The organism is Pseudonocardia sp. TMWB2A (genome assembly GCF_017312135.1).
Window position 1 is genome coordinate 1,178,707 of sequence record NZ_QKQY01000001.1, and the last position, 26,174, is coordinate 1,204,880.

The 26,174-nt window shown below is 59.5% G+C and carries 25 protein-coding genes; 9 read left to right on the forward strand and 16 right to left on the reverse strand.

All coding sequences use genetic code 11. From position 1 onward, the window contains the following. Positions 1-67: 67 nt before the first annotated feature. Entirely contained in the window at positions 68-1,270 is a 1,203-nt protein-coding gene (locus tag DMP17_RS05470; protein ID WP_337828050.1) for an acetyl-CoA C-acyltransferase, read from the forward strand. 178 nt (positions 1,271-1,448) lie between these two features. On the opposite strand, the gene DMP17_RS05475 is transcribed toward DMP17_RS05470, so the two are convergent. From DMP17_RS05475 to DMP17_RS05485, 3 genes are all read right to left on the reverse strand, one after another. Beyond that, a complete protein-coding gene (locus tag DMP17_RS05475) occupies positions 1,449-2,168 on the reverse strand; it encodes an RcnB family protein (protein ID WP_337828051.1) in 720 nt (239 codons plus the stop codon). 183 nt (positions 2,169-2,351) lie between these two features. After that, complete coding sequence (locus tag DMP17_RS05480) at positions 2,352-3,587, reverse strand: ammonium transporter (RefSeq protein ID WP_337828052.1); 1,236 nt, start codon at positions 3,585-3,587, stop codon at positions 2,352-2,354. 160 nt (positions 3,588-3,747) lie between these two features. After that, positions 3,748-4,746 (reverse strand): 2-hydroxyacid dehydrogenase, encoded by a 999-nt coding sequence (locus DMP17_RS05485; protein WP_337828053.1) that lies wholly within the window; start codon positions 4,744-4,746, stop codon positions 3,748-3,750. A gap of 218 nt (positions 4,747-4,964) precedes the next feature. Here DMP17_RS05485 and DMP17_RS05490 point away from each other — a divergent pair, with 218 nt between their 5' ends. From DMP17_RS05490 to DMP17_RS05500, 3 genes are all read left to right on the forward strand, one after another. Then, positions 4,965-5,441, forward strand: coding sequence for an SH3 domain-containing protein (locus DMP17_RS05490; RefSeq protein ID WP_337828054.1), 477 nt, complete (start codon positions 4,965-4,967; stop codon positions 5,439-5,441). Between the two features lie 360 nt (positions 5,442-5,801). Continuing rightward, on the forward strand, positions 5,802-7,676 hold the full coding sequence (locus DMP17_RS05495) for a DUF885 domain-containing protein (RefSeq protein WP_337828055.1): 1,875 nt from the start codon (positions 5,802-5,804) through the stop codon (positions 7,674-7,676). Between the two features lie 154 nt (positions 7,677-7,830). Beyond that, a complete protein-coding gene (locus DMP17_RS05500) occupies positions 7,831-8,781 on the forward strand; it encodes a fatty acid desaturase family protein (protein WP_337828056.1) in 951 nt (316 codons plus the stop codon). Here the strand turns inward: DMP17_RS05500 and DMP17_RS05505 are convergent. The 3 genes from DMP17_RS05505 to DMP17_RS05515 form a co-directional block, all read right to left on the reverse strand. Continuing rightward, on the reverse strand, positions 8,778-10,022 hold the full coding sequence (locus DMP17_RS05505; RefSeq protein WP_337828057.1) for a TCR/Tet family MFS transporter: 1,245 nt from the start codon (positions 10,020-10,022) through the stop codon (positions 8,778-8,780). The two genes, DMP17_RS05500 and DMP17_RS05505, sit on opposite strands and share 4 nt — an antisense overlap. A gap of 4 nt (positions 10,023-10,026) precedes the next feature. Continuing rightward, a complete protein-coding gene (locus DMP17_RS05510; RefSeq protein WP_337828058.1) occupies positions 10,027-10,575 on the reverse strand; it encodes a DUF1003 domain-containing protein in 549 nt (182 codons plus the stop codon). Between the two features lie 68 nt (positions 10,576-10,643). Next, positions 10,644-12,221, reverse strand: a complete 1,578-nt coding sequence (locus DMP17_RS05515; protein ID WP_337828059.1) for a lysine--tRNA ligase — start codon at positions 12,219-12,221, stop codon at positions 10,644-10,646. Positions 12,222-12,260: 39 nt separating this feature from the next. Between DMP17_RS05515 and DMP17_RS05520 the strand changes: the two genes are divergently transcribed. Together DMP17_RS05520 and DMP17_RS05525 are read left to right on the forward strand one after the other, a co-directional pair. Further along, positions 12,261-15,212, forward strand: a complete 2,952-nt coding sequence (locus DMP17_RS05520) for an ATP-dependent DNA helicase (protein ID WP_337828060.1) — start codon at positions 12,261-12,263, stop codon at positions 15,210-15,212. Between the two features lie 63 nt (positions 15,213-15,275). Beyond that, entirely contained in the window at positions 15,276-15,818 is a 543-nt protein-coding gene (locus DMP17_RS05525; protein ID WP_337828061.1) for a SixA phosphatase family protein, read from the forward strand. A gap of 52 nt (positions 15,819-15,870) precedes the next feature. Here the strand turns inward: DMP17_RS05525 and DMP17_RS05530 are convergent, their stop codons facing one another. From DMP17_RS05530 to rpmF, 5 genes are all read right to left on the reverse strand, one after another. Further along, positions 15,871-16,293: a MerR family transcriptional regulator gene (locus DMP17_RS05530; protein ID WP_337828062.1), complete on the reverse strand. Its 423-nt coding sequence runs from the start codon at positions 16,291-16,293 to the stop codon at positions 15,871-15,873. Between the two features lie 70 nt (positions 16,294-16,363). After that, a complete protein-coding gene (locus DMP17_RS05535; RefSeq protein WP_337828063.1) occupies positions 16,364-16,663 on the reverse strand; it encodes an integration host factor subunit alpha in 300 nt (99 codons plus the stop codon). 178 nt (positions 16,664-16,841) lie between these two features. After that, positions 16,842-17,804 carry a beta-ketoacyl-ACP synthase III gene (locus DMP17_RS05540; RefSeq protein ID WP_337828064.1) on the reverse strand — a complete coding sequence of 321 codons (963 nt, stop codon included), beginning with the start codon at positions 17,802-17,804 and terminating at the stop codon, positions 16,842-16,844. Beyond that, the gene (plsX, locus tag DMP17_RS05545; protein WP_337829762.1) at positions 17,801-18,838 is read right to left on the reverse strand and encodes a phosphate acyltransferase PlsX; all 1,038 of its coding nucleotides are present in this window, start codon (positions 18,836-18,838) and stop codon (positions 17,801-17,803) included. Before plsX ends, DMP17_RS05540 begins: the two co-directional genes overlap by 4 nt. A gap of 48 nt (positions 18,839-18,886) precedes the next feature. Further along, complete coding sequence (gene rpmF, locus DMP17_RS05550; RefSeq protein ID WP_337828065.1) at positions 18,887-19,066, reverse strand: 50S ribosomal protein L32; 180 nt, start codon at positions 19,064-19,066, stop codon at positions 18,887-18,889. Between the two features lie 309 nt (positions 19,067-19,375). Here rpmF and DMP17_RS05555 point away from each other — a divergent pair, with 309 nt between their 5' ends. Continuing rightward, entirely contained in the window at positions 19,376-19,822 is a 447-nt protein-coding gene (locus tag DMP17_RS05555; RefSeq protein ID WP_337828066.1) for an MAPEG family protein, read from the forward strand. Here DMP17_RS05555 and DMP17_RS05560 read toward each other — a convergent pair. The 3 genes from DMP17_RS05560 to ygfZ form a co-directional block, all read right to left on the reverse strand. Then, positions 19,788-20,465, reverse strand: coding sequence for an MBL fold metallo-hydrolase (locus DMP17_RS05560; RefSeq protein ID WP_337828067.1), 678 nt, complete (start codon positions 20,463-20,465; stop codon positions 19,788-19,790). The two genes, DMP17_RS05555 and DMP17_RS05560, sit on opposite strands and share 35 nt — an antisense overlap. A gap of 69 nt (positions 20,466-20,534) precedes the next feature. Continuing rightward, positions 20,535-21,074: a retropepsin-like aspartic protease family protein gene (locus tag DMP17_RS05565; RefSeq protein WP_337828068.1), complete on the reverse strand. Its 540-nt coding sequence runs from the start codon at positions 21,072-21,074 to the stop codon at positions 20,535-20,537. Between the two features lie 157 nt (positions 21,075-21,231). Continuing rightward, entirely contained in the window at positions 21,232-22,011 is a 780-nt protein-coding gene (gene ygfZ / locus DMP17_RS05570; protein WP_337828069.1) for a CAF17-like 4Fe-4S cluster assembly/insertion protein YgfZ, read from the reverse strand. 244 nt (positions 22,012-22,255) lie between these two features. On the opposite strand from ygfZ, the gene pyrC reads away from it, so the two are divergent. After that, a complete protein-coding gene (gene pyrC, locus DMP17_RS05575) occupies positions 22,256-23,293 on the forward strand; it encodes a dihydroorotase (protein WP_337828070.1) in 1,038 nt (345 codons plus the stop codon). 251 nt (positions 23,294-23,544) lie between these two features. On the opposite strand, the gene rarD is transcribed toward pyrC, so the two are convergent. Together rarD and DMP17_RS05585 are read right to left on the reverse strand one after the other, a co-directional pair. Next, positions 23,545-24,471, reverse strand: a complete 927-nt coding sequence (rarD, locus tag DMP17_RS05580) for an EamA family transporter RarD (protein ID WP_337828071.1) — start codon at positions 24,469-24,471, stop codon at positions 23,545-23,547. Positions 24,472-24,485: 14 nt separating this feature from the next. Further along, the gene (locus DMP17_RS05585) at positions 24,486-24,767 is read right to left on the reverse strand and encodes a hypothetical protein (protein ID WP_337828072.1); all 282 of its coding nucleotides are present in this window, start codon (positions 24,765-24,767) and stop codon (positions 24,486-24,488) included. A 473-nt stretch (positions 24,768-25,240) separates the two neighbouring features. Here DMP17_RS05585 and DMP17_RS05590 point away from each other — a divergent pair, with 473 nt between their 5' ends. Next, entirely contained in the window at positions 25,241-25,999 is a 759-nt protein-coding gene (locus tag DMP17_RS05590; protein WP_337828073.1) for a hypothetical protein, read from the forward strand. The last annotated feature ends 175 nt before the right edge of the window (positions 26,000-26,174 follow it).

A 26,174-nucleotide genomic window follows, 5' to 3' on the forward strand; every position in this document is an offset into this window, starting at 1 on the left:
TAAATTCCGATGTCAGGAGATGGATGCCCGATCAAGTCGGGCATGACGAAATTCTGGAGTCCTCGCCATGACCGCATCCTCCGAAACCCCCGCCGATCCCGTCGTTATCCTTTCCTTCGCGCGCACGCCGATGGGCAGTTTCCAAGGCAGCCTGTCGGGCGCATCGGCCACCGACCTTGGTGCAACCGCCGTCAAGGCAGCGGTCGAACGCGCAGGCGTGGACGCGGCGGACATTGAACGCATCTATATGGGCTGTGTGTTGCCCGCAGGTTTGGGCCAGGCCCCTGCCCGTCAGGCCGCGTTAAAGGCGGGCCTCCCCCAATCGGTCGAAGCCACCACGGTCAACAAAATGTGCGGGTCGGGGATGCAGGCCGCAATCATGGGCGAAGAGGCGCTGGCGTCGGGCAATGTCGATATGCTCGTCATTGGCGGCATGGAATCGATGACTAACGCGCCTTATCTGCTCGCCAAGCATCGCGGCGGCGCGCGCATCGGCCATGACCGCATCATGGACTCGATGTTCTTGGACGGCCTTGAAGATGCTTATGAACCGGGCCGCGCAATGGGCAGCTTTGCCGAAGAAACGGCGGGCGAATATCAATTCACCCGCCACGATCAGGACGCCTATGCGATTGCCTCGCTCAGCCGCGCGCAGGATGCGCAGGAAAAGGGCTTGTTCGATCTTGAAATCGTGCCGGTCACGATCAAAGGCCGAAAGGGCGATGAAGTAGTGACGCAGGACGAACAGCCGCCCAAGGGCGATGTTACCAAAATCCCGACGCTGAAGCCTGCTTTTGCCAAGGATGGCACGATTACCGCAGCCAATGCCTCGTCCATTTCGGATGGCGCGGCGGCGCTGGTTCTGACTCGTCAGAGTGTTGCCGATGCCAAGGGCTTGAAGCCTGTTGCGCGCATTGTGGCCACCGCTGCCCATGCGCATGAGCCCGCCAAATTCACCACCGCGCCGGTCGATTCGATCAAGAAGGTGCTCGACAAGGCCGGTTGGAGCCTCGACGATGTCGACCTGTTCGAAGTCAATGAAGCCTTTGCGGTGGTCGCGATGATCGCGATGCGCGACCTTGGCATCCCGCACGACAAGATCAATGTGCATGGCGGCGCGACCGCGCTCGGCCACCCGATTGGTGCCAGTGGCGCGCGGATTATGGCAACGCTGATTTCCGCGCTCCAGAGCCACGGCAAAAAGCGCGGCGTTGCGAGCCTGTGTATCGGCGGCGGCGAGGCGACAGCAGTTGCGGTGGAGTTGGTTTAAGCCTCTCCCTCCACTCGACCGTCATTGCGAGCCGCGAAGCGGCGCGGCAATCCAGAGCGTTTTCGCGCAACACTGGATTGCTTCGTCGGCTCCGCCTCCTCGCAATGACGGTAATTTGAAACAAAAAAAACGCCGGACCATCACAGTCCGGCGTTTTCTTTTTTCCTAACCCAACCTCTTACCAGAAGAAGTTGTGGATCACGTCAATTACGCGGCCACGGCGCATATCGACCAGCACGACGTCATTATAATAGCGGACCCAACGCGCACCATAAGGCGCAGGGGGCAAGCGATACTGATAGGGATCGTTGATCCAATAACGCGAGCCATAATAGCCTGAACCCAAGCTAATCCCGATGCTCAACCGGCTATAGCCGCGCCCGCGATAGGGAGAATAATAGGTCGGCATCCGGTAGCGGTCGCGATACTGGTTGCGATAGCCTTGCCAGTTATAGCGACGGTCATTGCGCCAGCCATTATGCCAGCCATTGTTCGACGGGCGGCGATCATTATTCCAGCGGCGGTCATGGTCGCGGCCATTATCCCAACGCTGGTTATTGTTCCAGCGCCGGTCATTGTCGCGACGATCATTATTGCGCCAATCATTACCACGACGATCATTGTCGCGGCGGTCGTTATTCCAACGGCGTTGGTCATTCTGGCCGTTCCAACGGCGCTGTTCGGGGCGAACCTCGCGATGTTGTTGGGCGCGCGGTTGCTGAACGCGGGGCTGCTGGCTGCGCTGGTGGTTACCGCGATCCCAGCTCCGCTCGCTGCGCTGGCCGCGATTGTCGCCGCGGCGCTCTTGTGCCTGTGCCACACCCGGCGCGATCATTGCGCCGAGCGCAACGGTTGCCACCAAGGCGTTGAGGCCGTTTTTCAAATTGAACTTACCCATAAATGTCATAGCTTTTCTCCGGGAACCGGCCCCGGCACATTGGGCAAATCAGGGACAAGGGAGTCACGCCGGGACCGGTCTATCGCTGCTGATAGCGATTCGTTCCTTTGCGATGTCTGAATTGGACTGACAGCAAATAGACAGGTGACAGGACGCGCGCCATCGCCTTCATGGCACGCGCTTTCAATCCTCCGCGCGCATCTTGCCGGTAACGGCGGCGATATAAGCGCAGATCAACGTGCCGACGACCGCCCAGATAAGGACGACACCGACGCCGATCACCTGGGTGATAAGCTGGCTCACCAATGTCTGGTTACCGTCAAAGCCAAGCCCGCCAAGCGCAGGCAACAGGAAGGGCGCGACCAGCAAGGTGCCGGTTATACCGCCGACGCCGTTCACAGCAACCACACCCGTCACATCGTCAAAGCGCGTACGAAGGCTTCGGGCCGCAAAGAAACAGGCCAGCGCGCCAATCACGCCGATAATCATCGCCCCGCCGGGACTGGTATAACCAGCCGATGCGGTGACGGTCGCAAGGCCCGACACCGCACCCATCGCCACGCCCAGCGCGCTATTCTTGCCGTCGAGCAAGCGTTCGAGAAGCGCCCACACCAAGGCGGCGGCTGAGGCGGCCAAATGGGTGTTGACGATGGCGATGACCGCATCGTCGGTTGCGGCAAGTTCCGACCCGCCGGTAAAGCCGAACCAGCCGATCCACAGCATTGCCGCGCCTGCAAGCGCGAACAAGGGCGTATAGCCGCTGTCGAGCGCTTGTTCGGGCGCGCTGCGCTTGCCGACCACGAGCGCCGACACCAAGGCCGAAACGCCCGCCGTTGCATGGACGACAAGCCCGCCGGAAAAATCAAGCAGGCCAAGCGTGCCCAACCAGCCGCTCCACACCCAATGCGCCACCGGCACATAGACGATAAGCGTCCACAGGCTCGCAAAGCCGAGCATCCAGCCAAAGCGCGCGCGGTCCACCACCGCGCCGACCGCAAGCATTGCGGCAACACAGGCAAAGCCCATCTGGAACAGCGCAAAAGCGGATTCCGGCACGGTCGTATTGCCGCGCACCATGCCCAGATTATTGAGCATCCAGTTAAAGCCATCGCCGATATAGCTGCCGCCCGTAGGCGAAAAGACAAGGCTGTAACCGATGACGATCCATAGCAAGGACACAGCGGCAATAATCGCCAGCAGGCTCGTCACCGCGCGGGTTGCGCCCTGTAAATTGGCCGACCGTCCGGCATAGTAAAGCGCGAGGCCGGGGAGCGCCATGAACAGGACCAAAGCAGACGCCGCCAGCATCCAGCCTGTATCGCCGCTATCCGCAACCAGCTCCTGCGCACTTGCCGCCGTGGGGGCAAGGCTTGCAGACACGGTCAATCCGGCAAGCAGCGCAACTTTGGCCAATTTCATATTTTATCCCCGCTTATCAATATGCTATTTGCAGTCATCCGCATGATAATGACGCCAGCCTATCACCATCGTGCGCAAGCTGGAATGCGTAAACTACACGCTAACCCCGTAAAAATAGTAAACAGCTATAGGCCGTGCAAATACGCGGGGGGAGCCGGGCTTATACCCAGCCTTCCAGCACCTGATCGGGTGGACGGTGGCCGTCGGACCAGGCCTGGATATTGGCGATAACGCGCCCGCCCGACGCTTCGCGACCTTCAAAGGTGGCCGAACCCATATGCGGCAACAACACGACATTATCGAGCGTGAGCAAGCGCGGGTCGATCTTTGGCCCTTGGCTGTAAACATCGAGGCCCGCGCCCGCAATCTTGCCCTTGGCGAGTGCATCCACCAGCGCGGCCTCTTCGATAATCTCGCCGCGCGCGGTGTTGATAATATAAGCGGTCGGCTTCATCGCGGCGATGCGCGCGGCATTGACCAGCTCATGCGTTTCGCTCGTGTGCGGGCAATGGATTGAAACAATATCGGCAATCCTGAGCAATGTGTCGGGCGTCGCATGATAGCTTGCGCCCAATTCCTGTTCCAGCGTTTCGGGAAGCCGCCGCCGGTTATGATAATGGACCGACAGGCCGAACGCGCGCGCGCGGCGCGCTACCGCCTGCCCGATGCGGCCCATGCCGATAATGCCGACAATCTTGCCGCCGATGCGGTGGCCGAGCATCCCTGAAGGGGTCCAGCCCTTCCATGCGCCCGCGCGCACCAGCTTTTCGCCTTCCGCCAAACGGCGCGGCACCGCAAGGATGAGCGCCATCGCCATATCGGCGGTGTCTTCGGTAAAGACACCCGGCGTGTTGGTAACGATAATGCCCTTGGCGCGCGCGGCCTTAAGGTCGATATGGTCGATACCATTGCCGAAATTGGCAATCAGCTTGAGCCTTGGCCCCGCCTTGCCGATCAGGTCCGCCGTCAAATGATCGTTGAGCGTCGGCACCAGCACGTCGCAATCCTGCATCGCGGCGACCAGTTCGGAATCATCCATATCATGGTCATCGGCGCTCAACACCGTTTCGAACAATTCGGCCATGCGCGCTTCGGCATGAGGGGCCAAGCGGCGGGTGACGATGATGCGCGGACGCGAAGGACGATCGGTTTCGGTCATGATGCTAGCTTTGCGGGCTTCCTCTATAGGCCTATATTGGTCCGTCTTAGGCGGGGCATGGTTCGGGCGCAATGGCCCGCGACACGTGTGTAGCGCACCTTGTTTGAGGCTCCGGAAAGCGGGGCCGGACAGCATTGTGCGGAAATGTAACAAGTTTACAGCTTTGCCCCCGCGCAACGCTTGCCCGCGCGCGCGGCTTATGGCACTGGTTTATTCCCATGAACCGCCGCCTTCTTCCCCTTTTTCTGCTGCCCCTCCTCGCCTCTTTTGCCGCTGCGCCGCTGGCTGCCCAAGAGGAGCGCAAGACCCCCTATTGGGCGTCGATTGCGACCGATGATGCGCGGATGCGTAAAGGGCCGTCCGAAGCGATGCCGGTGATGTGGCAATATCGCCGCGAAAATCTTCCGATCAAGGTGATCGAAGTCTATCAGAATTGGCGCAAAATCGAAGACCCTGACGGCACACAAGGCTGGATGGCCGCACGGCTTTTGTCGGCCAAACGCTCGGCCATTGTCACCGGTGCAATCCGCCCGATGCGCGATGCGCCCAAGGATGATGCCAATGTCGCCTACCGCGCCGAACCCGGCGTCGTCGGCTTCATCACCGATTGCAGCAAAGGCTGGTGCGTATTCAATGTCGGCGGCAAACGCGGCTATATCCGCGAAAGCCATATTTGGGGCGCAGGCGAGCCATAGGGCGCGCAATTCCGCCTCATTTTCCCGATTGCTTCTCTTACGTTCGTCATTCCCGCGAAAGCGGGAATCCATCTGGTGACCTTGCGTTTTGCCTAATGGTCCGGAGATGGATCCCCGCTTTCGCGGGGATGACGAGGATTGGGAGGGGGCGCTACCCCACCCCCGTTCGTCCAGAGTAGGCCGAAGGCCGTATCGAAGGACAGGCAGGCGCGCAGTTTTATCCTTCGATACGCAGCTTCGCTGCTACTCTGGACGAACGGCAGAAGATGTCGCCCCCCTCGCCCAAACCAGCTTGCGCGCTCCACATGAACGCCTATGGTCCGGACAATTATAATGAACAGGCATAATGAACAGGAGTCGATGATCCCCATGAAAGCTTGCGCCCCGAAAGCCATTTTATTTCGTCTCGCCGCAATTTCCTTGCCCGCTCTGATGCTTGGCGCCTGCGCCAGCACCGCAACGCCGAGCGAAAGTGCGGGCGCGACTCCGCCGCCAGCATCGCCGGACCTTCCTGCGGCCCAAGTCGACCAAGCGGCTGCGCTCAAAAAATTATTCGCCGATGCGGATGAAGCCGAACTGAAGCTCAATCCGGTCAGCGCGATTTATCGCGGCGATATGCGCTATGCCAACAAGCTGGGCGATTATTATAGCGATGCGTTTGATGCGGCATCCAAAAAGCTGGTCGAGGATAATCTGGCAGGGCTCGCCAAGATTGATCGTGCGGCGCTCAACCCGACCGACCAGCTTGCTTATGATGTTTTCAAATTCACCAATGAGGACCGGCTGGTCGATTATCGCCCCGAATATATGGCGCTGACCCAAGGGCGGCCGATGAACCATTTTTACGGGCTGCACACCATGTATCCGACCTTTTCTAGCGGTCAGGGCGGCGCGCCCTACAAGACCGTCACAGACTATGAAAATGGTTTGAAGCGCAACAAGGAATTTGTGTCGATGATGGACCGCGCGATTGCGCGCTTCAAACAGGGGCAAGCAGCCGGTGTCGTCGAAACCAAGATGACGACCAATAATATGATTGGCCAAATCGACGCGCAGCTTAAGCAAAAGCTGATGGAATCGCCCTATTCGGGACCAATCCGCAACTTCCCCAAAGACTTTTCGCAAGCCGACAAGGATCGTTTCACGGCCGCCTATAGCGCGTCGATCCAGAATGAAATTTACCCCGTCCTCACCCGCCTTCGCGACTATCTCAAAAATGACTATCTGAAGAGCGCGCGCGATGGCGTGGGCCTCAAATATATGAAGGGCGGCGATATGCTGTATCAACGCCTGATCGACAATACGCTCACCATCCATATGACCCCGGATGAGGTGCATAATCTGGGCCTCAGCGAGGTCGCGCGCATCCATAAGGGGATGGAAGAGGTCAAAACCGAGGTCGGCTTCAAAGGCACGCTCGCGCAGTTTTTCGACCATCTGCGCACCGACCCGAAACTCAAGATGAAGAGCCGCGACGCGCTCACCCAAGGCTATTATAAAATTGGCGCAGCGGTAGACGCCAAGGTGCCGGACTATTTTTCGACCATCCCCAAGAGTAAGTTGGAAATCCGCCCTTACGAAGAATTCCGCGAAAAATATGAAGCGGGCGGCAGCTATGAATCCGGCTCGCCCGACGGGTCGCGTCCGGGGCGTTTCTATTTCAACGCTTATGACCTCCCTTCGCGCACCACGCCGGGGATGACCACGCTCTATTTGCACGAAGGCGCGCCGGGGCATCATTTCCAGATCAGTCTGGCGCAGGAAAATGAAGCACTCCCGCCCTTCATGCGCTTTGGCGGCAATACCGCTTATGTCGAAGGCTGGGCGCTTTATGCCGAAACTTTGGGCTATCCGATGGGCTTTTATGCCGACCCCTATCAGCGCATGGGGACGCTGTCCGACGAAATGCTGCGCGCGATGCGGCTGGTCGTCGATAGCGGCATCCATGCCAAAGGTTGGACGCGTGAACAGGCAATCGACTATATGCTCGCCAATAGCGATATGGGCAAAACCGACGCGACCGCCGAGGTCGAACGCTATATCGCCATCCCCAGTCAGGCACTCGCTTATAAGGTTGGCGCGCTCACCATCCAGCGTCTGCGCCAAAAGGCCGAAAGCGAACTCGGCCCGAAATTCGACATTAAGGAATTTCACGAGCAGGTGCTGATGACCGGCTCCCTGCCGCTCAAAATATTGGAAGAAAAAATCGACCGCTGGATTGCAGCGAAGAAATAAGCCGCGAAAAATAAACCGGCCTTTTTTCAATCCTAAAAGCGCGCTGCGGCTTGCCTGTGGCGCGCTTTTTGCTATCCTCCCTCCCGCACGAAGGGGCAAAGCGCGGAAACGACCGGAAAAACCGGCATCCGGCGCGACGATAGGTGGGGGTCGCATGGGACAGGTGAAGGCGGTAAAGCCGACCGATATATTTTCCGCAGACGAATGGCGCATATTGACGCAAGGCTCGCGCTGGCGCGGGCTGTGGCTGGTCGCCCATGCGTGGGGCGTGATTGTGCTGCTGATAGCCGGCGCGGTGTGGCTCGACCATCCGGTCGCATGGATTATCGCGGCATTCCTCATCGGCGGGCGGCAATTAGGGCTTGCCATCCTCATGCATGACGCCGCCCACGGCCATCTCCACCCCGACCGCAAGCTTAACAATTTCATCGGCGACTGGCTGTGCGCCGCGCCGGTCGGCACCGACCTCCAAGCCTATCGCGCCTATCATCTGAAACATCATGCCTTCACGCAGCAACCCGAAGATCCCGACCTGCCCTTGTCAGCGCCCTTCCCTACCTCGCAAAGCTCGATGCTGCGCAAAATGGGGCGCGACCTCACCGGCATTACCTTTTTGAAGCAACGCGGCGCGCAGATCAAAATGGCGTTGGAAGGCATGAAGCCCGACGCAAAGGAACAGCAAGTGTTTATCGGTCGCGCGACCCTCCGCTTCATCGGCTTTCAAATCATGTTGCTCGCCTTAAGTTTTGCAAGCGGTTATGGCATCCTGCCTTTTGCACTATGGTTTGTCGCACTCGCGACGAGTTTTCAGCTTTTCCTGCGCATCCGCAATATCGCCGAACACGCCTGCACCACGACCGCGAGCGATGACCCGTTCAGCCATGCCCGCACCACGCTGGCCAGCGTTACCGAGCGGGCCTTGGTCGCACCCTATTGGGTCAATTATCATTTGGAGCATCATCTGTTCATGGGCGTTCCATGCTGGAACCTGCCGCGCGCCCACCGCGCCCTTATGAGCAAAGGCTATGGCCCGCGCATGACGGTTGCGGAAGGCTATGGCGAAGTCCTCGCCGAAGTCACCCAACCGCAACCCGCGACGGTTTAATCTATTGTCGTAAGCCTATCGCGCGCCACCCCGCGCCGCGCGACCGATGTGGCAATCAGGGCGGCCAGCACCATGACCGCTGCGGCGATAAAGAAGGTCGTGCCGGGATGCGGGATAGCGGCATCGGGGCCGACCGTCTTGCCATAGGCCCAGCCGAAAAAGAGCGGCGAAATAACCCCCGCAATCGCGCCCACACTATTGTTCGCGCCCTGAAGCTGGCCCTGTTCGGTTTCGGAAACGCGGCGGGTCATGAGCGACTGGATGGTCGGCATCGCAAGGCCCCAAAAGGCATTGGGCAGCATCGCCGCGATAAATTGCCAACCGGTGCTTGCCAGCCCCATACAGCCTATGCCGATGGCCCCCATCACCAGCCCCGCAATCATCGTGCGCCGGTCGCCCAGACGTTTGACCACCGGCCCCACAATGACACCCTGCACAATCATATCCAGAACGCCGACCAGCGCGAGCAACAAACCGACCTCTAACGGGCCCCAGCCATAGCGATAGCCTGCATAAAGGACGAACACCGCGCTGAACAAATGATGCGCGAAATAGAGCAGGAAATTGACCAGCGACAGCCCGGTCAATTCCGGATGCGAGGCCAGCAATTTGAGCGCGCCGAACGGGTTTGCACGCTTCCACGAAAAGGCCATGCGCTTTTCCGGCGAAAGCGATTCCGGCAATACAAGCAGACCGTAAAGAAAGGTCACGCCGCTCAAAATGGCCGCCGCCCAAAATGGCACCCGCGGCCCATATTCTCCCAAAACACCGCCGATAAACGGCCCAGCAACAAAGCCTGCGCTAAACGCAGCACCAATCAGTCCATAAGCCCGCGCGCGGCTTTCGGGCGGGGTGATGTCGGCCATATAGGCAAAAGCGGTGGTGAAGCTTGACGACATAATGCCCGACAATATGCGCCCTGCAGCGAGCCACCACAGGTCCGGTGCGAGCGCCATTAGCACAAAATCCGCCGCCAAACCGATGGCAGATAGCAACAGGACCGGACGCCGCCCATAACGGTCGGACAGCGACCCGATAATGGGCGAGCAGATGAATTGCATCGTCGCCCACAGCGCGATGAACAGGCCGTTATAAAAGCCCGCATCGGCGTTCGATCCCGCCATTTGCTCGATCAGCTTGGGGAGGATGGGAATGGTAATCCCCATCGCCATCACGTCGATAAAGGCGACAACAAAGATGAAAATAAGCGCCGGGGAAAAGCGGCTGCCGCGGGCGGTCACGCGCTCATTCTCCGGGCTGACGACTTGGGGCCTGAGAGGATGAAGCCTGTTTGCGGCTTTCCTCCCTTTTCAAAAGGTCGAGCAAGCCGTCAATTTTGGTATGGAGCCGTTTGATTTCCAATTCGGCGTGGAGGTTGACCTGATAGTCATGGCGCGCCGCGATACGGTCTTTGGCCGCCTGACGGTTCTGGCTCATCATGATGATCGGCGCCTGGATGGCGGCCAGCATCGACAGCATCAGGTTCAAGAAGATATAAGGATAAGGATCAAAGGTCAGGCCAAGCTTGGCCATCACCCCCGAATTGAGCAGCATCCAAGCGGCCAGCACCACCGCAAAACCTATGATGAAACCCCATGACCCGCCAATCGCGGCAACCCTGTCGGCCAGCCTGTCACCAAAGCCCGCATTGGCATCGCACGTATCGGCCACATCGCTCGCCATGATGTTGCGGCTGCGGATCGCTTCCAGCACCCGCTCCTCTTCGGTTTCCAGCTCCTCCAGCGTTTTGCCAAGCAGATCGAGCGCCAGTTGTTCGATGGTCGGACCGTTCATTCTTTTGCCTCCCGGTCGCGTGATGACGCCTAGCCAACCATCGAAATGCATTTTCGATCCAGCGCCGCTCAGCTTAACGCTTCACTGATAAGGTTCCGGCTATTATCAATGCCATAAAGCGCAATGAAGCTGCCCATACGCGGCCCTTGCTCGGCCCCCAACAGCGTTTCATAGAGCGCCTTGAACCAGTCGCGCAGATTTTCAAAACCATAGGCTTCGTCCTTGCCGATGGCATAGACGATGTTTTGAATATCTTCGGCGGGCGCGCCCGCAGGCAGAGCCGCCAATTCGCTGTCGAGCGTGCGCAGGGCCGCCGCTTCATTATCGGTCGGCGCGCGGCGCTTTAAAGTCGGGGCGACAAAATCGCGGTGATAGGCGAGCGCATGGCCGACCAGCGCATCCAGCTCCGGATGGTTTTCCGGCTCCGCATCCGCGACATAATTGCCGAGATAATTCCACACCTGATCGCGCGTCGCCCCCGCAGGCAACACGCCGACAAGGTTGAGCAACAGCCCGAACGTCACCGGCAACGGCGTATTGGGCACCTTGCCATTATGGATATGATGCACCGGATTGCCGAGCTTCTTGGCATCGTCCTGATCGTGCCATGTGTTGCGGAACTGATAATATTCATCGACCGCCTTGGGAATGACGCCCATATGCAGTTGCTTGGCCGATTTTGGCTCGCGGAACGCATAGAAAGCCACGCTTTCCTGCGGCCCATAGGTGAGCCAATCTTCAAGCGCGAGGCCATTGCCCTTGGACTTGGAAATCTTCTCGCCCTTATCGTCGAGGAACATTTCATAGATTAAGCTTTCGGGCGGACGACCGCCCAATACGCGCGCAATCTTGCCCGATTGCACCCCGCTATCGGTCAAGTCCTTGCCATACATTTCATAGTCAACGCCGAGCGCAACCCAGCGCATCGCCCAATCGACCTTCCATTGGAGCTTGGCCTTGCCGCCCAAAATCGACTGTTCGACCGTTTCGCCTTCATCATCGGTAAAGCGGATGAGACCCGCATCGGCATCGACCACCTCGACCGGCACCTGCAAAACAATGCCGCTCTTTTCGCTCACAGGCAGCACCGGCGAATAGGTCGCCGCGCGTTCCTTGCGCAAGGTCGGCAGCATGATGTCCATGATACCCTGATAATGGCGCAGCACATTTTTGAGCGCATCGTCAAACGCGCCGCTTTCATAGCGTTCGGTCGCCGACACAAATTCATAGTCAAATCCGAAACGATCCAGAAAATCGCGCAGCATCGCATTATTATGATGCGCAAAGCTTTCAAACTTGCCGAACGGGTCGGGGGTGCGCGTCAAGGGCTTGCCCAGATGTTCGGTCAGCATTGCGCCGTTGGGGATATTGTCCGGAACCTTGCGCAGGCCGTCCATATCATCACTGAACGCCACCAGCCGCGTCTTGGCGCCCGGCACCAGCGTTTCATAAGCATGGCGCACCATCGTCGTGCGCAAGACTTCGTTGAACGTGCCGATATGCGGCAGACCCGACGGACCATAACCGGTTTCGAACAGGACAGGTGCGCCATCGGGCTTTCCTTGCGGATAGCGTTTGACGAGCTTCTTCGCTTCCTCAAACGGCCATGCCTTGGAGGTCATTGCGATAGATTGAAGCTCGGTCACTTGTTGCCCTTTCGTTCACATTCTGGTTAGGGAGAAAAAATGTCGGTCCCCGCCTTAAACTTTCCTGCGCTCCATGCAAGCCATGCCGGTATCTGGATCGCAACGCCCGACGGCACAGTGCGCGAAGTCGGCAAAGGCGAAGCGATAGCGCGCGCGGCGGAAACGCCGATGATTTTACTGAACGCCCCGCTGACCGGACAACGACTTGGCTATGCCGATTTGTCGGGGCTGGATTTGCTGGAATTATTTGCATTCGTGCATCCGGCAAAATTTGCGGTGCCGACGCCTGCTGGGTTGGCGCGGGCTTTGGGGTTGTGGATGGGGGATAAGGGCGCAGTGCACGTTAGCCCCTCCCCTTCAGGAGTTACAGATCGGTCAGGCTCCCAGCCTGACCTAAATAGTCCGGGGGACTATTTATCTGTAACTGGGTTGGGGTGGGGGCTGTCAGAAATCACTGACGCTCCCAAAGATAACAGACCCTCCCCTAACCCCTCCCGCAAGCGGGAGGGGGACTTTCCCCTCCTCTACCTCGCCGCCACGCAAAAGCTTGTCGCGACGCTCGCCGATCCCGCATGGGCCGAGCGTGAAGGGGCGTGGACGGCGGCGCAGTCTCTGGCGCGGTTGCGATGGCCTTGGGGACAAATTGTCGCCCAGGCGATCAAGCGGCCCGAACAGGCCGAACGCTGGCTCTTTTCCAGACTGCCCGAATGGGAGGAGATGCCGCCGCGTGCAGCGCCCAAGCCCGTCATCATCGGCGAGGATGCGGCGGTCGAGCATCTCCATCATCTGACCGGCGATGATGCGGAATTGCGACCCGGACAACAGCTTTATACCCGTGCCGCCGCCCATGCCTTCCGCCCGCGCGAGCGGCGCGATGCGCCCAATATGCTGCTGGCGGAAGCGGGCACCGGCATCGGCAAAACATTGGGCTATCTCGCGCCCGCCGCGCTATGGTCACGCCAATCGGGCGGCGCGGTGTGGGTGTCGACCTATACCAAGGCGCTGCAACGCCAATTAGCACGCGAAACCGAGCGACTTTATTTGAACCCCGCACAGCATCGCGACAAGGTGGTGGTGCGCAAGGGCCGCGAAAATTATCTCTGCCTGCTCAACCTTGAAGATGCGTTGCAAGGCGGGTTTGCGGGGCGCGCAGCGGTGCTCGCGCAACTGGTCGCCCGCTGGGCCGCCTATAGCCGCGATGGCGATATGATAGGCGGGGATTTGCCGGGGTGGCTCCCTACCCTTTTCCGGCGTAATGGCTCAACCGCGCTCACCGACCGGCGCGGCGAATGTATTTATGCAGGCTGCCCGCATTACCGCAAATGCTTTATCGAGCGGGCCGCACGCGGGTCGGCCCATGCCGATATTGTCATTGCCAACCATGCACTGTTGATGGTCGTCGCCGCCCGCGCGCGTGACTATGGCGACAAACCCGCACGCATCATTTTCGACGAAGGCCACCATCTGTTTGACGCGGCCGATTCGATGTTCGCGGTCGCGCTCACCGGACAAGAGGCGATTGAAATCCGCCGCTGGGTGTTGGGGCCGGAGGGCAATGCGCGCGGGCGCAGGCGCGGGCTTGCGGCGCGACTTTCCGATGTTGCTAGCTATGATGAAGCAGGCGCACAGGCGATTATCGCGGCCAGCACTGCGGCACAGGCGCTCCCTTCCGATGGCTGGCTGCAACGGCTGGGTGAAGGCGACCCGTTCGGGCCGGTGGAGCGCCTGCTCGCGGCGGTGCGTGGCACCGTCTATGCGCGCGATGACCAAGGCGATGCAGGCTATGGCCTCGAAACCGAAATGGCCGAACTGGACGCGACGCTGGTCGAAGCGGCAGGTCCCGCCGCGCAAGCGATAGATGCTTTGCTGCGCCCCTTGGTGGCGCTCGGCAAAAGGCTGGAGGCGGTGATGGAGGAAGCGCCCGACTGGCTTGATGCCGCCGCCCGCGCGCGGGTGGAAGGGGCGATTGGCAGCCTCTCCCTACGCTGCGAGACGTTGGGCGCGTGGCTTGCGCTCCTGTCACGCGTCGGTGGCCCCGCCATGCCCGATTTTGTCGATTGGCTCGCGGTCGACCGCATCGAAGGGCGCGAATGGGATATGGGTATCCACCGCCATTGGCTCGACCCCACCAAGCCGGTCGCCGAAACCGTCCTCAAGCCCGCGCATGGCGTGGTGATGACATCGGCAACCTTGCGCAGCGGCGGCGACTGGGCGGTGGCCGAAGCGCGGACCGGGGCGGTTCATCTGGAAAGCCCGGTTGAAAAAATCGGCGTCGATAGCCCGTTCGATTATGCGCGCCAGTCCGAAGTGCTGATCGTCACCGATGTGAAGAAAGGTGATTTGCCCCAGCTTGCGGGCGCTTATGCGCGGCTTATCGAAGCAGCCCAAGGCGGCACGCTGGGCCTCTTCACCGCTATCCGCCGCTTGCGCAGCGTCCATGCGCGCATTGCCGACCGCTTGGCCCGCGCCGGATTGCCGCTTTACGCCCAGCATGTCGATCCCATAGATACCGGCACGCTCGTTGATATTTTCCGCGATGATCCGCGCGCGTCCTTGCTCGGCACCGATGCGCTGCGCGACGGGGTGGATGTACCGGGCGATTCGCTGCGCCTCGTCATCATGGAGGGCGTGCCCTGGCCCAAGCCCACCGTGCTCCACAGCGCGCGGCGTCTGGCGGCGGGCGGACCGACTTATGATGATATGCTGATCCGCGCGAAACTTGCGCAAGCCTTTGGCCGCCTCATCCGCCGCCAGGGAGATCGCGGGCAATTCATCCTGCTGTCCGCCGCTGTTCCGTCGCGCTTGCTCACCGCTTTTCCGGAAGGGACGCCAATCCGCCGTGTGACGCTGGATGAAGCGGTGCGTCATGTAATCGCAGCACAAAGCCATCATACCCCCTTCCATGAACAGGATAAATCCGGCAAAGCCTTGGGGATAGACGATGAACTTCCCCGCTTTCCGCCGGGGGATGTAAATAGCCCGGGGAAGTAAATGGCCGGGGACGCAAATGGCCCGGCGATGTGAATCGCCGAGGGTGTAAATGGAGAGTGAGACTTGAAGACGCTAACCGTGCTGCGCCATGCAAAGTCGGGGTGGGATGAACCGGCGGCGCGCGATTTTGATCGCATCGTCAACGACCGCGGCAAGCGCGCGGCAAAGACGATCGGCGAATATGCGCGCGCGCAAGGGTTGAAATTCGACATGATTGTCGCTTCGCCCGCCGCGCGGGTGGTCGATACGCTCGACATTTTCCAGACCGCGATGGGCAATGAAAATCTGGAGCCGAAATGGGACCGGCGGATTTATCTCGCCTCGTCCGCTTCGCTGCTCGATGTGTTGCGCGACGTCCCCGACAGCGCAACCGATGTGCTGATGGTCGGCCATAATCCGGGGCTGGAAGATTTGCTGCTGGAATTGGTGCCGGACAGCAAAGATGAGCCGCTACGCGCCGTGCCGGAAGAAAAATTCCCGACCGCAGCCCTCGCCCGGCTGGAGCTTCCCATCAGCAAATGGGCCGATATTGCGGTGCGCAGCGCGCATATCACCCATATGGTCCGCCCGCGCGATCTCGACCCCGGCCTAGGCCCTGAAGAGTAAGCGCCCCTGAAGAATAAGCGGCCCGGAAGGATAAGCGGAAGTTTCGCCGGTTTTAAACCTGACTGTCGGCCAAGGCGCGCGCGAGCCGGTCGCGGATCTTGCGCAGCTCGGCCAGTTTTTCAGCGCCGATAGCGTCCGCTTTGATGCTTTGCGGCCCAGCGGACCCGGCAGCAGCGGACGCGGTAGCAGCGGGGCCTGTCCGCTCCACTTCACCCTGCCCCTCACCCGGTATCAGCCCCGATGCCAGCGCCTTTTCCGCGCCCTTGATCGTAAAGCCTTCGACATTAAGCAACCGGTTGATGCGGTCGATAAGCACCACGTCTTCGGGGCGGTAATAACGGCGGTTCCCCGCGCGTGTCAGCGGCTTGAGCGCGGAAAAGCGGGTTTCCCAATAGCGCAAAATATGGGTTGGCAGACCGAATTGTTCGGCGACTTCGCCGATGGTCCGCAATGCACCCTGATCCTTGTTTGTCATTGTTAGTTATCCGGTCCTTGCAAGCTCTTTCGGTTGAAAGTTCCCGCCCTGACTTTCGGAGCTAACAATATTATCCCGCTTTTACAATCCGATCACGCAGCGATTGGCTGGCACGGAATGTCAAAACACGACGGGAGGAGATGGGAACCTCGACACCGGTCTTGGGATTGCGACCGATCCGTTCGCCCTTGTCGCGCAGAACAAAGGTGCCAAAGCCCGAAAGCTTCACATTTTCCCCATGTTCCAGCGCCCCGCACATCAAATCAATGATGGATTCCACCAATTGTGCCGAATCCGCGCGCGATAGACCCACTTTTTTGTTGATCGAATCCGCCAAGTCAGCGCGTGTTAATGTGCCTGCAGAACGCATGTTGTCCTCATTCCTTATGTATGACCCACTCAAGCCCTCTCAGGGCTGAACGCGAAATGGTGCGTTTTGCCCCTTGTCCGCGTAATGAAGTTTCACAATGCGGCGAGATTTCGCAGTCTTCAAGGCTTAATTCAATGCGATTCTTATTTGTTTATATAAATATTGTATTAACGCAATTTCAATATCGCACAACGGATGCGCCCCATGTGAATCCCCCGCCCATTGCTTCGAGTACAAGCAAATCACCACGGGTGATTCGCCCGTCACGGACAGCAGAATCAAGAGCTAAGGGAACGGAGGCCGCCGATGTATTGGCGTGGCGGTCCACAGTGATGACCAGCTTGTCAGCGCTGAGGCCAAGTTTCTTGGCGGTGGCTTCAAGGATGCGGATATTGGCCTGATGCGGCACGACCCAGTCAATCTCGCTTGCTTCGACGCCCGCCCCTTCCAACGCTTCGTGCATGACGCTGGCAAGATTGGTGACGGCGTGGCGGAAGACCTCGCGCCCCTTCATCCGCACCTTGCCGGTGGTGCCGGTGGTGGACGGCCCGCCATCGACATAGAGCAAGTCATAATGACGGCCATCGGCGTGGAGTTTGGACGACAAGATACCGCGCGCGCTATTTTCCTCGGCGCTCAAGACCACCGCGCCCGCGCCATCGCCGAATAACACACAGGTTGCGCGGTCCTCCCAATCGAGGATGCGGCTAAACGTCTCTGCGCCGATCACCAGCGCATGATCGGCAACACCGGTGCGGATCATGCTGTCGGCAACGCTCAGCGCATAAAGAAAGCCCGAACAGACCGCTGCAACGTCAAACGCAACGCAATCGTCAATACCGAGCATCGCTTGGACTTTGGTAGCAGTCGCGGGGAAAGTATTGTCCGGCGTCGCGGTTGCGACAATGAGGAGGCCGATTTGGCCGGCATCAAGCCCTGCCGTCTCCAGCGCCTGTTTAGCGGCATCATGCGCCAGCGTTGCGGTGGTTTCATGGGGGGCTGCAATATGGCGGAAGCGGATGCCGGTGCGTTCGACAATCCATTCGTCGGATGTATCGACTTTGCGGGCAAGTTCATCGTTTGAAACGCAATTTTCGGGGAGGGCTGCTCCTGTTCCGGCAATAATTGCGCGGCGCTTCATTCCGTCTGTCCCTTGTCTCTTGCGGCAAAGAGCAACAGATTGTCCGTCACTTGCCGGGTAATATCTTTTTTGACCAGATTGGCGGCCACATGGATGGCGTTGGACACGCCCTTTTCATTGGCGCTGCCATGGCTTTTGAGGACCACCCCGTTCAGCCCCAGAAAGACCGCGCCATTATGGTTATTGGGGTCAAGATGGTGACGCAGCAATTCGGTTGCGGGCTTGGAAATGAGGAAGCCGATTTTGGAACGCACCGAGCTGGTAAAGGCGTTGCGCAACAGGTCGGTCACGAACCGCGCGGTGCCTTCGATAGTTTTGAGTGCAATATTGCCCGAAAAACCGTCGCACACGATCACATCGACATCGCCGCGCGAAATCTTGTCGCCTTCGGTAAAGCCGTCAAAGGTGAAGGGCAGATTCCTGCCCGCCTTGAGGATAGCGGCGGCATCGCGAATCTCGTCGGTGCCTTTTAATTCTTCGGTGCCGATATTGAGGAGGCGCACGCGCGGGCTTTCAAGCCCCAAAGCGGTGCGCGCATAAGCGGCGCCCATCACCGCAAACTGGACGAGATTATTCGCGTCACAATCGGTATTCGCGCCAAGGTCGAGCATCACCACATCATTATTGCCAAGCGTCGGCAACAAGGCGGCCAGCGCCGGACGGTCGATGCCCGGCATGGTACGCAGCGCAAGCTTCGCCATCGCCATCAGCGCACCGGTATTCCCCGACGATACGGCCGCACCACATTCGCCGGACTTTACCGCCTGAATGGCAAGGCCCATCGAGCTGTTTTTGGATTTGCGCAGGGCCTGGCTGGGCTTGTCGTCGCCCGTCACCACCTGATCGGTGTGCAGGATTTCCGACGCCGCGCGCAGATTGGGATGCTTGTCGAGCGCTGCAACAATCTGCTTTTCGTCGCCGACCAGCAGAAATTGCAGCCCGTCGTGCCGATGGCGTGCCATTGCCGCACCCGCCAACATGACGGGTACGCCAACATCACCGCCCATCGCGTCGATTGCGATCCGCGGCGTCATGCCCACCGGCATCTCCTTCGGCAAAAGGGGTCAATGACCCCGGGAAAATCAGTCAGCAGCGGCAATCACTTCACGACCATTATAATGGCCGCAAGCATCACACAGATTGTGCGGACGCTTCAATTCACCGCAGTTCGGGCATTCCTGATAGGCTTCAACCTTCAGCGAATCATGGCTGCGACGCATACCGCGCTTCGACGGCGAAGTTTTTCTCTTGGGGACAGCCATAGTGGCACCTGTTCCAGTTCAAATCGTTCAAAATCCAGTCGCAATTAAGCCCTTGTAGCCCAAATGGCAATAACAGCTTATCACCCGCCCTCGAAACAAAAGCGGTAGGTGTGATGTTCCTGTTCAAGGAGACTCAATCGCTGAGCGAACCGCGCCTATAACGTTTTTGGCTTTAAAGGCAAGTACCCTCACGCCAAAAAGTCACACTTGCGCGCTTGTCCTTCCCTCGTAAAATGCGGTTGGTTGCGCCGGTTTTGCCGGACGCGCGCTTACGGGGCAAGCCCGTGAGCCTAAACAGGGAATATTGTCATGATCCTTCCATTATCGCTGACCTTTGCCGCCGTGTGCGCCATTCTCAACATCTGGCTGAGCAGCCGCGTCGGGCGCGTGCGTATGTCGGAAAAAATATTGCATGGCGACGGGGGCAGTCCGCTTGTCCTCAAGCGGATGCGCGCACACGCCAATTTCACCGAATATGCGCCGTTCGTGCTGATCCTGTTCGCGCTGGTCGAACTCGCCTTCGGCCCGCAATTATGGCTGTGGGGCATTGTCATCCTCTATACGCTGGGCCGTCTTGCCCATGCGTTCGGCATGGAGGGCGACATACCGACCAAGGCGCGCATGGCCGGCATTGCGATCAACCATATCGTGCTACTGGTGCTGGCAGGCGCTGCGCTCTATGCCGCTTATGGCATGGCAAAGCCCGCCCAAACGACAGCCGTTACGCTCGCGCCGCTGCCATCGCAGAATCGCTGACGAACGGATTATTGCGCCGCTCATAACCGAAATTGCTGGTCGGCCCATGCCCCGGCACAAAGGTCGTGTCATCGCCCAAAGGCCATAGTTTTTGGGTGATGGCATCGAGCAAATCCTGATGGTTGCCCATCGGAAAGTCGGTGCGGCCAATCGAGCCTTGGAACAAGACATCGCCGACAATGGCGAGCTTTGACGGCGCGTGGTGGAATATCACATGGCCGGGCGTATGGCCGGGGCAATGGATGACATCCAGCACCAGATTACCGACCGTCACCGTGTCGCCATCATTGAGCCAGCGGTCGGGCTCGAATATCTTGCCATTGACGCCATAGTTGCGGCCATCATCTTCCAGCCGCGAAATCCAGAAACGGTCCGCTTCCTGCGGCCCTTCGATCGGCAACCCCAATTCTTTGGCAAGCGTGCCCGCCTCGCCGCAATGGTCGATATGGCCGTGGGTGATAAGGATTTTTTCAAGCTCGACGCCATGTTGCGCCGCCGCAGCCTTGAGCCGCGGCAGATCGCCGCCGGGATCGACAAAGGCGGCTTTGTTGGTTTCAGTACACCAGAACAGCGTGCAATTCTGCTGGAGCGGCGTCACCGGCACGATGGCGGCGCGCAAAGGCGGAACAGGTTTGTCAGTCATGGCTCGACAAATGGCGGCAATAGCTGGTGATTACAAGTGAGAGCCGCACTCTTAACCCCTGCCCCGCTTTTATTGAAGCGTCATCACATCGCCCTTGATGCTGACCTGATCAATCGTGCCGAGATAGCTTTGGCCGAGCAAGGACACGCCGATATCGCCTTCCAATATCGCTGCATCAACGTCGCGCCGTTCGATCCCGCCGACCGCGACGCGCGATAATTTGACCGGCTTTACCCGCACCGTGCCGCCAGCGGTGCGCGCCGATTCGCTGAAATCATTGGAGCCGCCGGTAAATATCCCCGCCCGCTCGGCATCGCGGCGCGACAGAGCGACGGTGGTTGCCCCGCTATCGACCAGCATTTCAATCTCGGTCCCGTTCACTTTGACCATGGTGCGGAAATGCGAATCCGGCCCGCGCTCTATGTCGACTTTCGGCGCAAAGGCGGTGCTTTCTTGCCGCTGAGACACGCGCGTTCCGGTCGGTTGCACCGGTTGGAGAGCGGACGTGACGGATGCGTTGCCGCCTGTCGGCACCCCGCTATCATTCATCCGCAATAGCGCGAGCGTGATAGCGAAAACAGCGACGGCCAAGAGGATGATACGGGTCATGGCACCGCTTATACCCGCGCGACCTTTTACAAAGCGTAACCGCCATCCATTACCCCCTCCACGTCATTGCGAGCGCCGCAAGGCGCGCGGCAATCCAGTGTTGCGCGCGGACGCTCTGGATTGCCGCGCCGCTGCGCGGCTCGCAATGACAGGTGGGTCAGGGGGCGTCCGCCAATGCGTCTGCCAGCCAATCGGGCAGGGTCGCGCGGTCGATAGCCTCCACCCGCCGATGCTCCACCGACAGGCCGAGGTCGGGATAAGCGACCATCTGCCGCTTTTCGTCCGCCTGCGCCAATGGCACCACCACCAGCCGCCGGTTGACCTTTTGCCGCCAGTTCATCCGCGCGGTATTTTCCTGCCCGACATAACAGCCCTTGGTGAAGCTCACCCCGTTCAGTTCGGCCGCATTACATTCGAGCCATAAAATCTTGTCCTGCCCCAATTCATCCGCGCCTTCGGTGACGCCGAGGGCGAGGCGATGCGCGCGCCAGGCATCATCGCCGGAAGCACCGCGCGCGCGAGCGATGTCGGCCGCACGCACCAGATAGCGCGTGCCAAGCGCCGCTAGCCGCGGGTCGGGCGCGCTTTGCAGGGCCTCCGCAGGCGCATCATCGGGTGCGGCGCTCCAGCCGACACACAAGCTATCATCCCGCGCAATCGCGATTTTGCGGCGCAGACGATAGATGGACAGCCGCTTGGCCAGCGCATCGGCTTGGGCGTCCTCGCAATCCACCAGAATATCATCGCCATCAGCCCACAGGATGAAATCGAACAGCAGTTTGCCCTGCGGCGTCAGCAATGCGGCCCAAGCCGGCGCGCCGGGGCGGACCTGCCCCATATCTTGCGTCACCAACCCTTGCAGAAAAGCCCGCACATCCTCCCCCGCTTCGGTGGCGGACAGGCGGAGGATGGCGCGATTGTGGAGCATTTTGGTCATGGGGGTGAGGTAGGATAGAGGGGGGAGGATTAAAAGGGGGGATGTGCGGGACGGTGAAGGTGAATTCCTTCCCAAGTCTGTCTTGGGCCAGAGCTAAAAAAGCTCCTCTCCGAGCTTGTCTCGGGGAGGATCTTTAAGGTCATGACAATCCTATCATCCTCACTCTACCCCTCCATCTCCCCCCTCGCCTATCCTTCCGCTTTACGCTAATGGCCCCCAAACGCCCACGCACAGGAACCCCCGCATGACCGATACGCTGACTATCCGCCGCCCTGATGACTGGCATGTGCATGTGCGGGACGGGGCGATGCTGGAGGGGGTGGTGCCTTATACGGCGCGGCAATTTGCGCGCGCGATCATCATGCCCAATCTCACTCCGCCGGTGATGACCGTGGCGGATGGCATCGCCTATCGTGACCGTATCCTCGCCGCTGTTCCCGAAGGCACGGATTTCACGCCGCTGATGGTCGCTTATCTGACCGATACGAGCGATGCGGACGAAATTGCGCGCGGCCATGAGCAGGGCGTATTCACCGCCTGCAAGCTCTACCCCGCCCACGCCACCACCAACAGCGCGCATGGCGTCACCGATATTGCCAAAATCATGCCGGTGCTGGAGCGGATGCAGGCCATCGGGATGCCACTCCTCATCCACGGCGAAGTTACCGACGCCGACATTGATATTTTCGACCGCGAGGCGGTGTTTATCGAGCGCACGCTTGCCCCCTTGGTCAAGCAGCTCCCCGCGCTCAAAATCGTGTTCGAACATATTACCACTGCCGAAGCGGCGCAATTTGTCGCCGATGCGCCCGCAAATATCGCCGCGACGATTACGCCGCAGCATATCCGCATCAACCGCAATGCGATGCTGGTCGGCGGCATCCGCCCGCACGCATATTGCCTGCCCGTCGCCAAACGCGAACAGCATCGCGTCGCGGTGCGCCAAGCCGCCATGTCCGGCTCGCCCAAATTTTTCCTCGGCACCGATAGCGCGCCCCATGCGGTAGAAGCCAAGGAATCGGCTTGCGGCTGTGCAGGGATTTTTAATGCGCCCTATGCGCTGGAAAGCTATGTCGCCGCGTTCGATGAAGATGGCGCGCTCGATAAATTTGAAGGCTTTGCCAGCCTCCACGGCCCGCAATTTTACGGGCTGCCGGTCAATGAAGCGCAGATTACGCTGGAGCGCGGGGAAACGGTGGTGCCGGAACGGATTGCGGCAGGCGGCACGGAATTGGTGCCCTTTCATGCGGGCGAGACATTGGGGTGGCGGATCCAGCGTTAACACACATCGTCATTGCGAGCCGCGAAGCGGCGCGGCAATTCAGAGTAAGCGTACCCAACACTGGATTGCTTCGCTTCGCTCGCAATGACGGATTATATTATATTAGGGTCGTTCAGCTCGCCCAGATGACACTGTCTTATTCCGTTAGTCCTGAGCTTGTCGAAGGACGGCTATCAGGATGGGACAGTGTGAGCCTTGCACACGCCCTTCGACACGCTCAGGGCTAGCGGGTTATTTTGCTAGCCCGGATATTATCCCGCCTTCGCCGCCCGCACCGCGCGCAGGCTGTCGTAGATATAAATACCCAACCCCGCCCAGATGAACGCGAAGCAGATAATCTGCGATTGTTTCAACGGCTCGTGATAAACGAACAGGCCGAGCAGCAGCACGATGGTTGGCGCTAAATATTGGATGAGGCCCAGCGTCGAATAAGGCAATTTGCGTGCGGCGCTGGCAAACAGGAGCAGCGGGACGGCGGTGACGACGCCGCAGCCCATAAGCAGCAGATTGTCGGTCATATTGCCTTGGCCGAACGCGGCGCGGCCCGGCTCGCTGTGCCACCACAACAGGAACGCCACCGCAAACGGCAATAGCAGCACGGTTTCCGCCGCCAATCCGACCATCGGACCGGTGTCGATCATCTTGCGAATGAGGCCGTAAAAGCCGAAGGTTCCGGCCAGTGCTACGCTGATCCACAATGTTTCGACCGCGCCAAAGGCAAGGATGGCAACGCCCACCGCCGCCAATCCGGTCGCCGCCCATTGCAAGGGCCGCAATTTTTCCTTGAGGATCGCCGCGCCCAGCACGACGTTCAACAAGGGATTGAGGAAATAGCCAAGGCTTGCGGCCAACACATGGCCATTATTCACTGCCCAGATGTAAATCAGCCAATTAGCCCCGATCAGCACCGAGGAGGCGAGCAGCGGCCCGATGAGGCGCGGGCTGGTCATCACGCGGCGGAATTCGCCAAGCCGTTTGCGCACGACAAGCAGTATCATCAACAGCACAACCGACCAGATGACGCGCTCGCCCACCACTTCCCACGGAGCGATATGCTGTAACGGTTTCAGGTAAAGCGGGAGAAAGCCCCAGATGGTGTAAGCGCCCAACGCTTCGGCAAGGCCTTTGGTGCCGCGCGGATCGCGCGCGGCCGAGGCGGCTGCGTCTGCGGCGCTCACGGTCTAACGGGCGATCAGATGATGCCGCCGCCAATCATCAACCGGACAATGCCGATGATGATGACAACCAGATTGAGATTGCGGCCGCTGGTGCGGTCCGACATCGCGCCCAAGGCAAGGCCGACCAAAGCGACCGGGATAATCGCCCAATAAGCCCAGCCGAGCAGCGGAAGAAAGGCAACCACACCGAAAACCAGCGCGATCAAGCCGACACAGATGGACAAAATGTTCAACATCTCCTCCACATGGGTAGAATCGCGTGCAAAGGCAAGCCTTGGCGGCGCTTTCAAACCCATGTTTTTTTATACGGTAATTTACCTTGGATAACGCAACCTTTTGGCGGCTCGGCCTTTTCTCTTTAGGGTGCTGAATTCCTTATATTTGGTGTCCCCTTTGCCGGCGCGGCGCGCGGGCGGTGTTCTCCCCCCTCCATACGCCGCTCGACATTGCGCCTTGATGCTGGCAGAAAAGGGCATCATCCGGACCTTGCCGTCCGGGTGGTGCCCGCATTTTGTTCATGGCGCGCACGGCTTGGCTGAAGCGCTAAAGGGCGTGGGTTTCGGGGCTTAGGCGCAAAAAGAACGCACATGAGCGGGGCGCAGCGCAGGGCCGTTACAGGGCAATCCCGAAACGGGACAAAAATGTTTAACAAATTCTTACTTGTTAATCAGTTCTGCTTACAGATAATTAACTGTTGCGGCTGCATGGCTGGTGAAAAGGTTAAGGGAGCTTTACCATGAAATGCTATACATTGCTGACGGTTACAGCGATGGCCCTGTTGCCGCTGGCCACGACGGGCTGCGCGCAAGAGCAAAAGCAGGCGGCGGATAAATATGAGGATAAGCTGGCGGACGGCGATCCGGTCCTCAAAACCGCGCTGGCTGACCAGATCATGGTGGACCCCAAGCTTACCGAACAATCAAATGCCAATGCGGTATCGCCCGGCAATCGCCCGCTGGATGGCGGCGCGCCGGTCTATCGCGCGGCCAAGGGCGGCAATCCCGATCTTATCGCGATGCCGGTCGGCGGCAAATTGCTCGCAACGCCTGCGCCCAAGGAAATGGAAGCCGAAGATTGCAAAACCTGCGGCCGCGATCCGGTAACGCCGGGCGCGCGCATGGGCGAAGTGGCACCGGGCAAATGCAATGCCAAGCTCACCTATGGCCTCGACTGGGCGCGCCGGATGCCGGTGAGCTTCCCCGTCTATCCGCGCGCGCAGCTTAAGGAAGCTGCGGGCGTGACCGGCGAATGTGACGTGCGCGTCGTCAATTTCGAAACCGCAGCGCCGATGCAAGCGGTGATCGACTATTATTATACCCAAGCGACTAAAAACGGCTATAATGCCGAACATCTTACCAAGGGGACCGAACATTATCTGGGCGGCACCCGCACGAGCGACGATGCAGCCTATGTGGTGATCCTCAATCCCACCAGCCGCAACACGGTCGATGTGGATATTGTGGCGTCCGGCGGATTGCCGAAAGTCGCGGCGGCCCAGCCCGCACCGAAGGCTGCGCCAAAGAAGTAATTTTGACGAGACTCTCCTAACCTCAAGGCTCCGTGCAAACGGGGCCTTTTTGTTTTGGGGGGATTGGGGAGCATTGGGGGCGTAACCTAAAAAGCCCCTCATCCTATAGATGAACGCCTTAGGGCGCCGATATCGTTGGAGCGGGTGCCAACTAAAAGCCCCTCCCCTTCAGGGG

What these genes read in the sequence shown, in the direction of transcription:
- DMP17_RS05470 (WP_337828050.1), top strand. Translation starts at nt 68, where the DNA reads ATGACCGCATCCTCCGAAACCCCCGCCGATCCCGTCGTTATCCTTTCC.
- DMP17_RS05475 (WP_337828051.1), bottom strand. Translation starts at nt 2,168, where the DNA reads ATGGGTAAGTTCAATTTGAAAAACGGCCTCAACGCCTTGGTGGCAACC.
- DMP17_RS05480 (WP_337828052.1), bottom strand. Translation starts at nt 3,587, where the DNA reads ATGAAATTGGCCAAAGTTGCGCTGCTTGCCGGATTGACCGTGTCTGCA.
- DMP17_RS05485 (WP_337828053.1), bottom strand. Translation starts at nt 4,746, where the DNA reads ATGACCGAAACCGATCGTCCTTCGCGTCCGCGCATCATCGTCACCCGC.
- DMP17_RS05490 (WP_337828054.1), top strand. Translation starts at nt 4,965, where the DNA reads ATGAACCGCCGCCTTCTTCCCCTTTTTCTGCTGCCCCTCCTCGCCTCT.
- DMP17_RS05495 (WP_337828055.1), top strand. Translation starts at nt 5,802, where the DNA reads ATGATCCCCATGAAAGCTTGCGCCCCGAAAGCCATTTTATTTCGTCTC.
- DMP17_RS05500 (WP_337828056.1), top strand. Translation starts at nt 7,831, where the DNA reads ATGGGACAGGTGAAGGCGGTAAAGCCGACCGATATATTTTCCGCAGAC.
- DMP17_RS05510 (WP_337828058.1), bottom strand. Translation starts at nt 10,575, where the DNA reads ATGAACGGTCCGACCATCGAACAACTGGCGCTCGATCTGCTTGGCAAA.
- DMP17_RS05520 (WP_337828060.1), top strand. Translation starts at nt 12,261, where the DNA reads ATGTCGGTCCCCGCCTTAAACTTTCCTGCGCTCCATGCAAGCCATGCC.
- DMP17_RS05530 (WP_337828062.1), bottom strand. Translation starts at nt 16,293, where the DNA reads ATGACAAACAAGGATCAGGGTGCATTGCGGACCATCGGCGAAGTCGCC.
- DMP17_RS05535 (WP_337828063.1), bottom strand. Translation starts at nt 16,663, where the DNA reads ATGCGTTCTGCAGGCACATTAACACGCGCTGACTTGGCGGATTCGATC.
- DMP17_RS05540 (WP_337828064.1), bottom strand. Translation starts at nt 17,804, where the DNA reads ATGAAGCGCCGCGCAATTATTGCCGGAACAGGAGCAGCCCTCCCCGAA.
- plsX (WP_337829762.1), bottom strand. Translation starts at nt 18,838, where the DNA reads ATGACGCCGCGGATCGCAATCGACGCGATGGGCGGTGATGTTGGCGTA.
- rpmF (WP_337828065.1), bottom strand. Translation starts at nt 19,066, where the DNA reads ATGGCTGTCCCCAAGAGAAAAACTTCGCCGTCGAAGCGCGGTATGCGT.
- DMP17_RS05555 (WP_337828066.1), top strand. Translation starts at nt 19,376, where the DNA reads ATGATCCTTCCATTATCGCTGACCTTTGCCGCCGTGTGCGCCATTCTC.
- DMP17_RS05560 (WP_337828067.1), bottom strand. Translation starts at nt 20,465, where the DNA reads ATGACTGACAAACCTGTTCCGCCTTTGCGCGCCGCCATCGTGCCGGTG.
- DMP17_RS05565 (WP_337828068.1), bottom strand. Translation starts at nt 21,074, where the DNA reads ATGACCCGTATCATCCTCTTGGCCGTCGCTGTTTTCGCTATCACGCTC.
- ygfZ (WP_337828069.1), bottom strand. Translation starts at nt 22,011, where the DNA reads ATGACCAAAATGCTCCACAATCGCGCCATCCTCCGCCTGTCCGCCACC.
- pyrC (WP_337828070.1), top strand. Translation starts at nt 22,256, where the DNA reads ATGACCGATACGCTGACTATCCGCCGCCCTGATGACTGGCATGTGCAT.
- DMP17_RS05585 (WP_337828072.1), bottom strand. Translation starts at nt 24,767, where the DNA reads ATGGGTTTGAAAGCGCCGCCAAGGCTTGCCTTTGCACGCGATTCTACC.
- DMP17_RS05590 (WP_337828073.1), top strand. Translation starts at nt 25,241, where the DNA reads ATGGCCCTGTTGCCGCTGGCCACGACGGGCTGCGCGCAAGAGCAAAAG.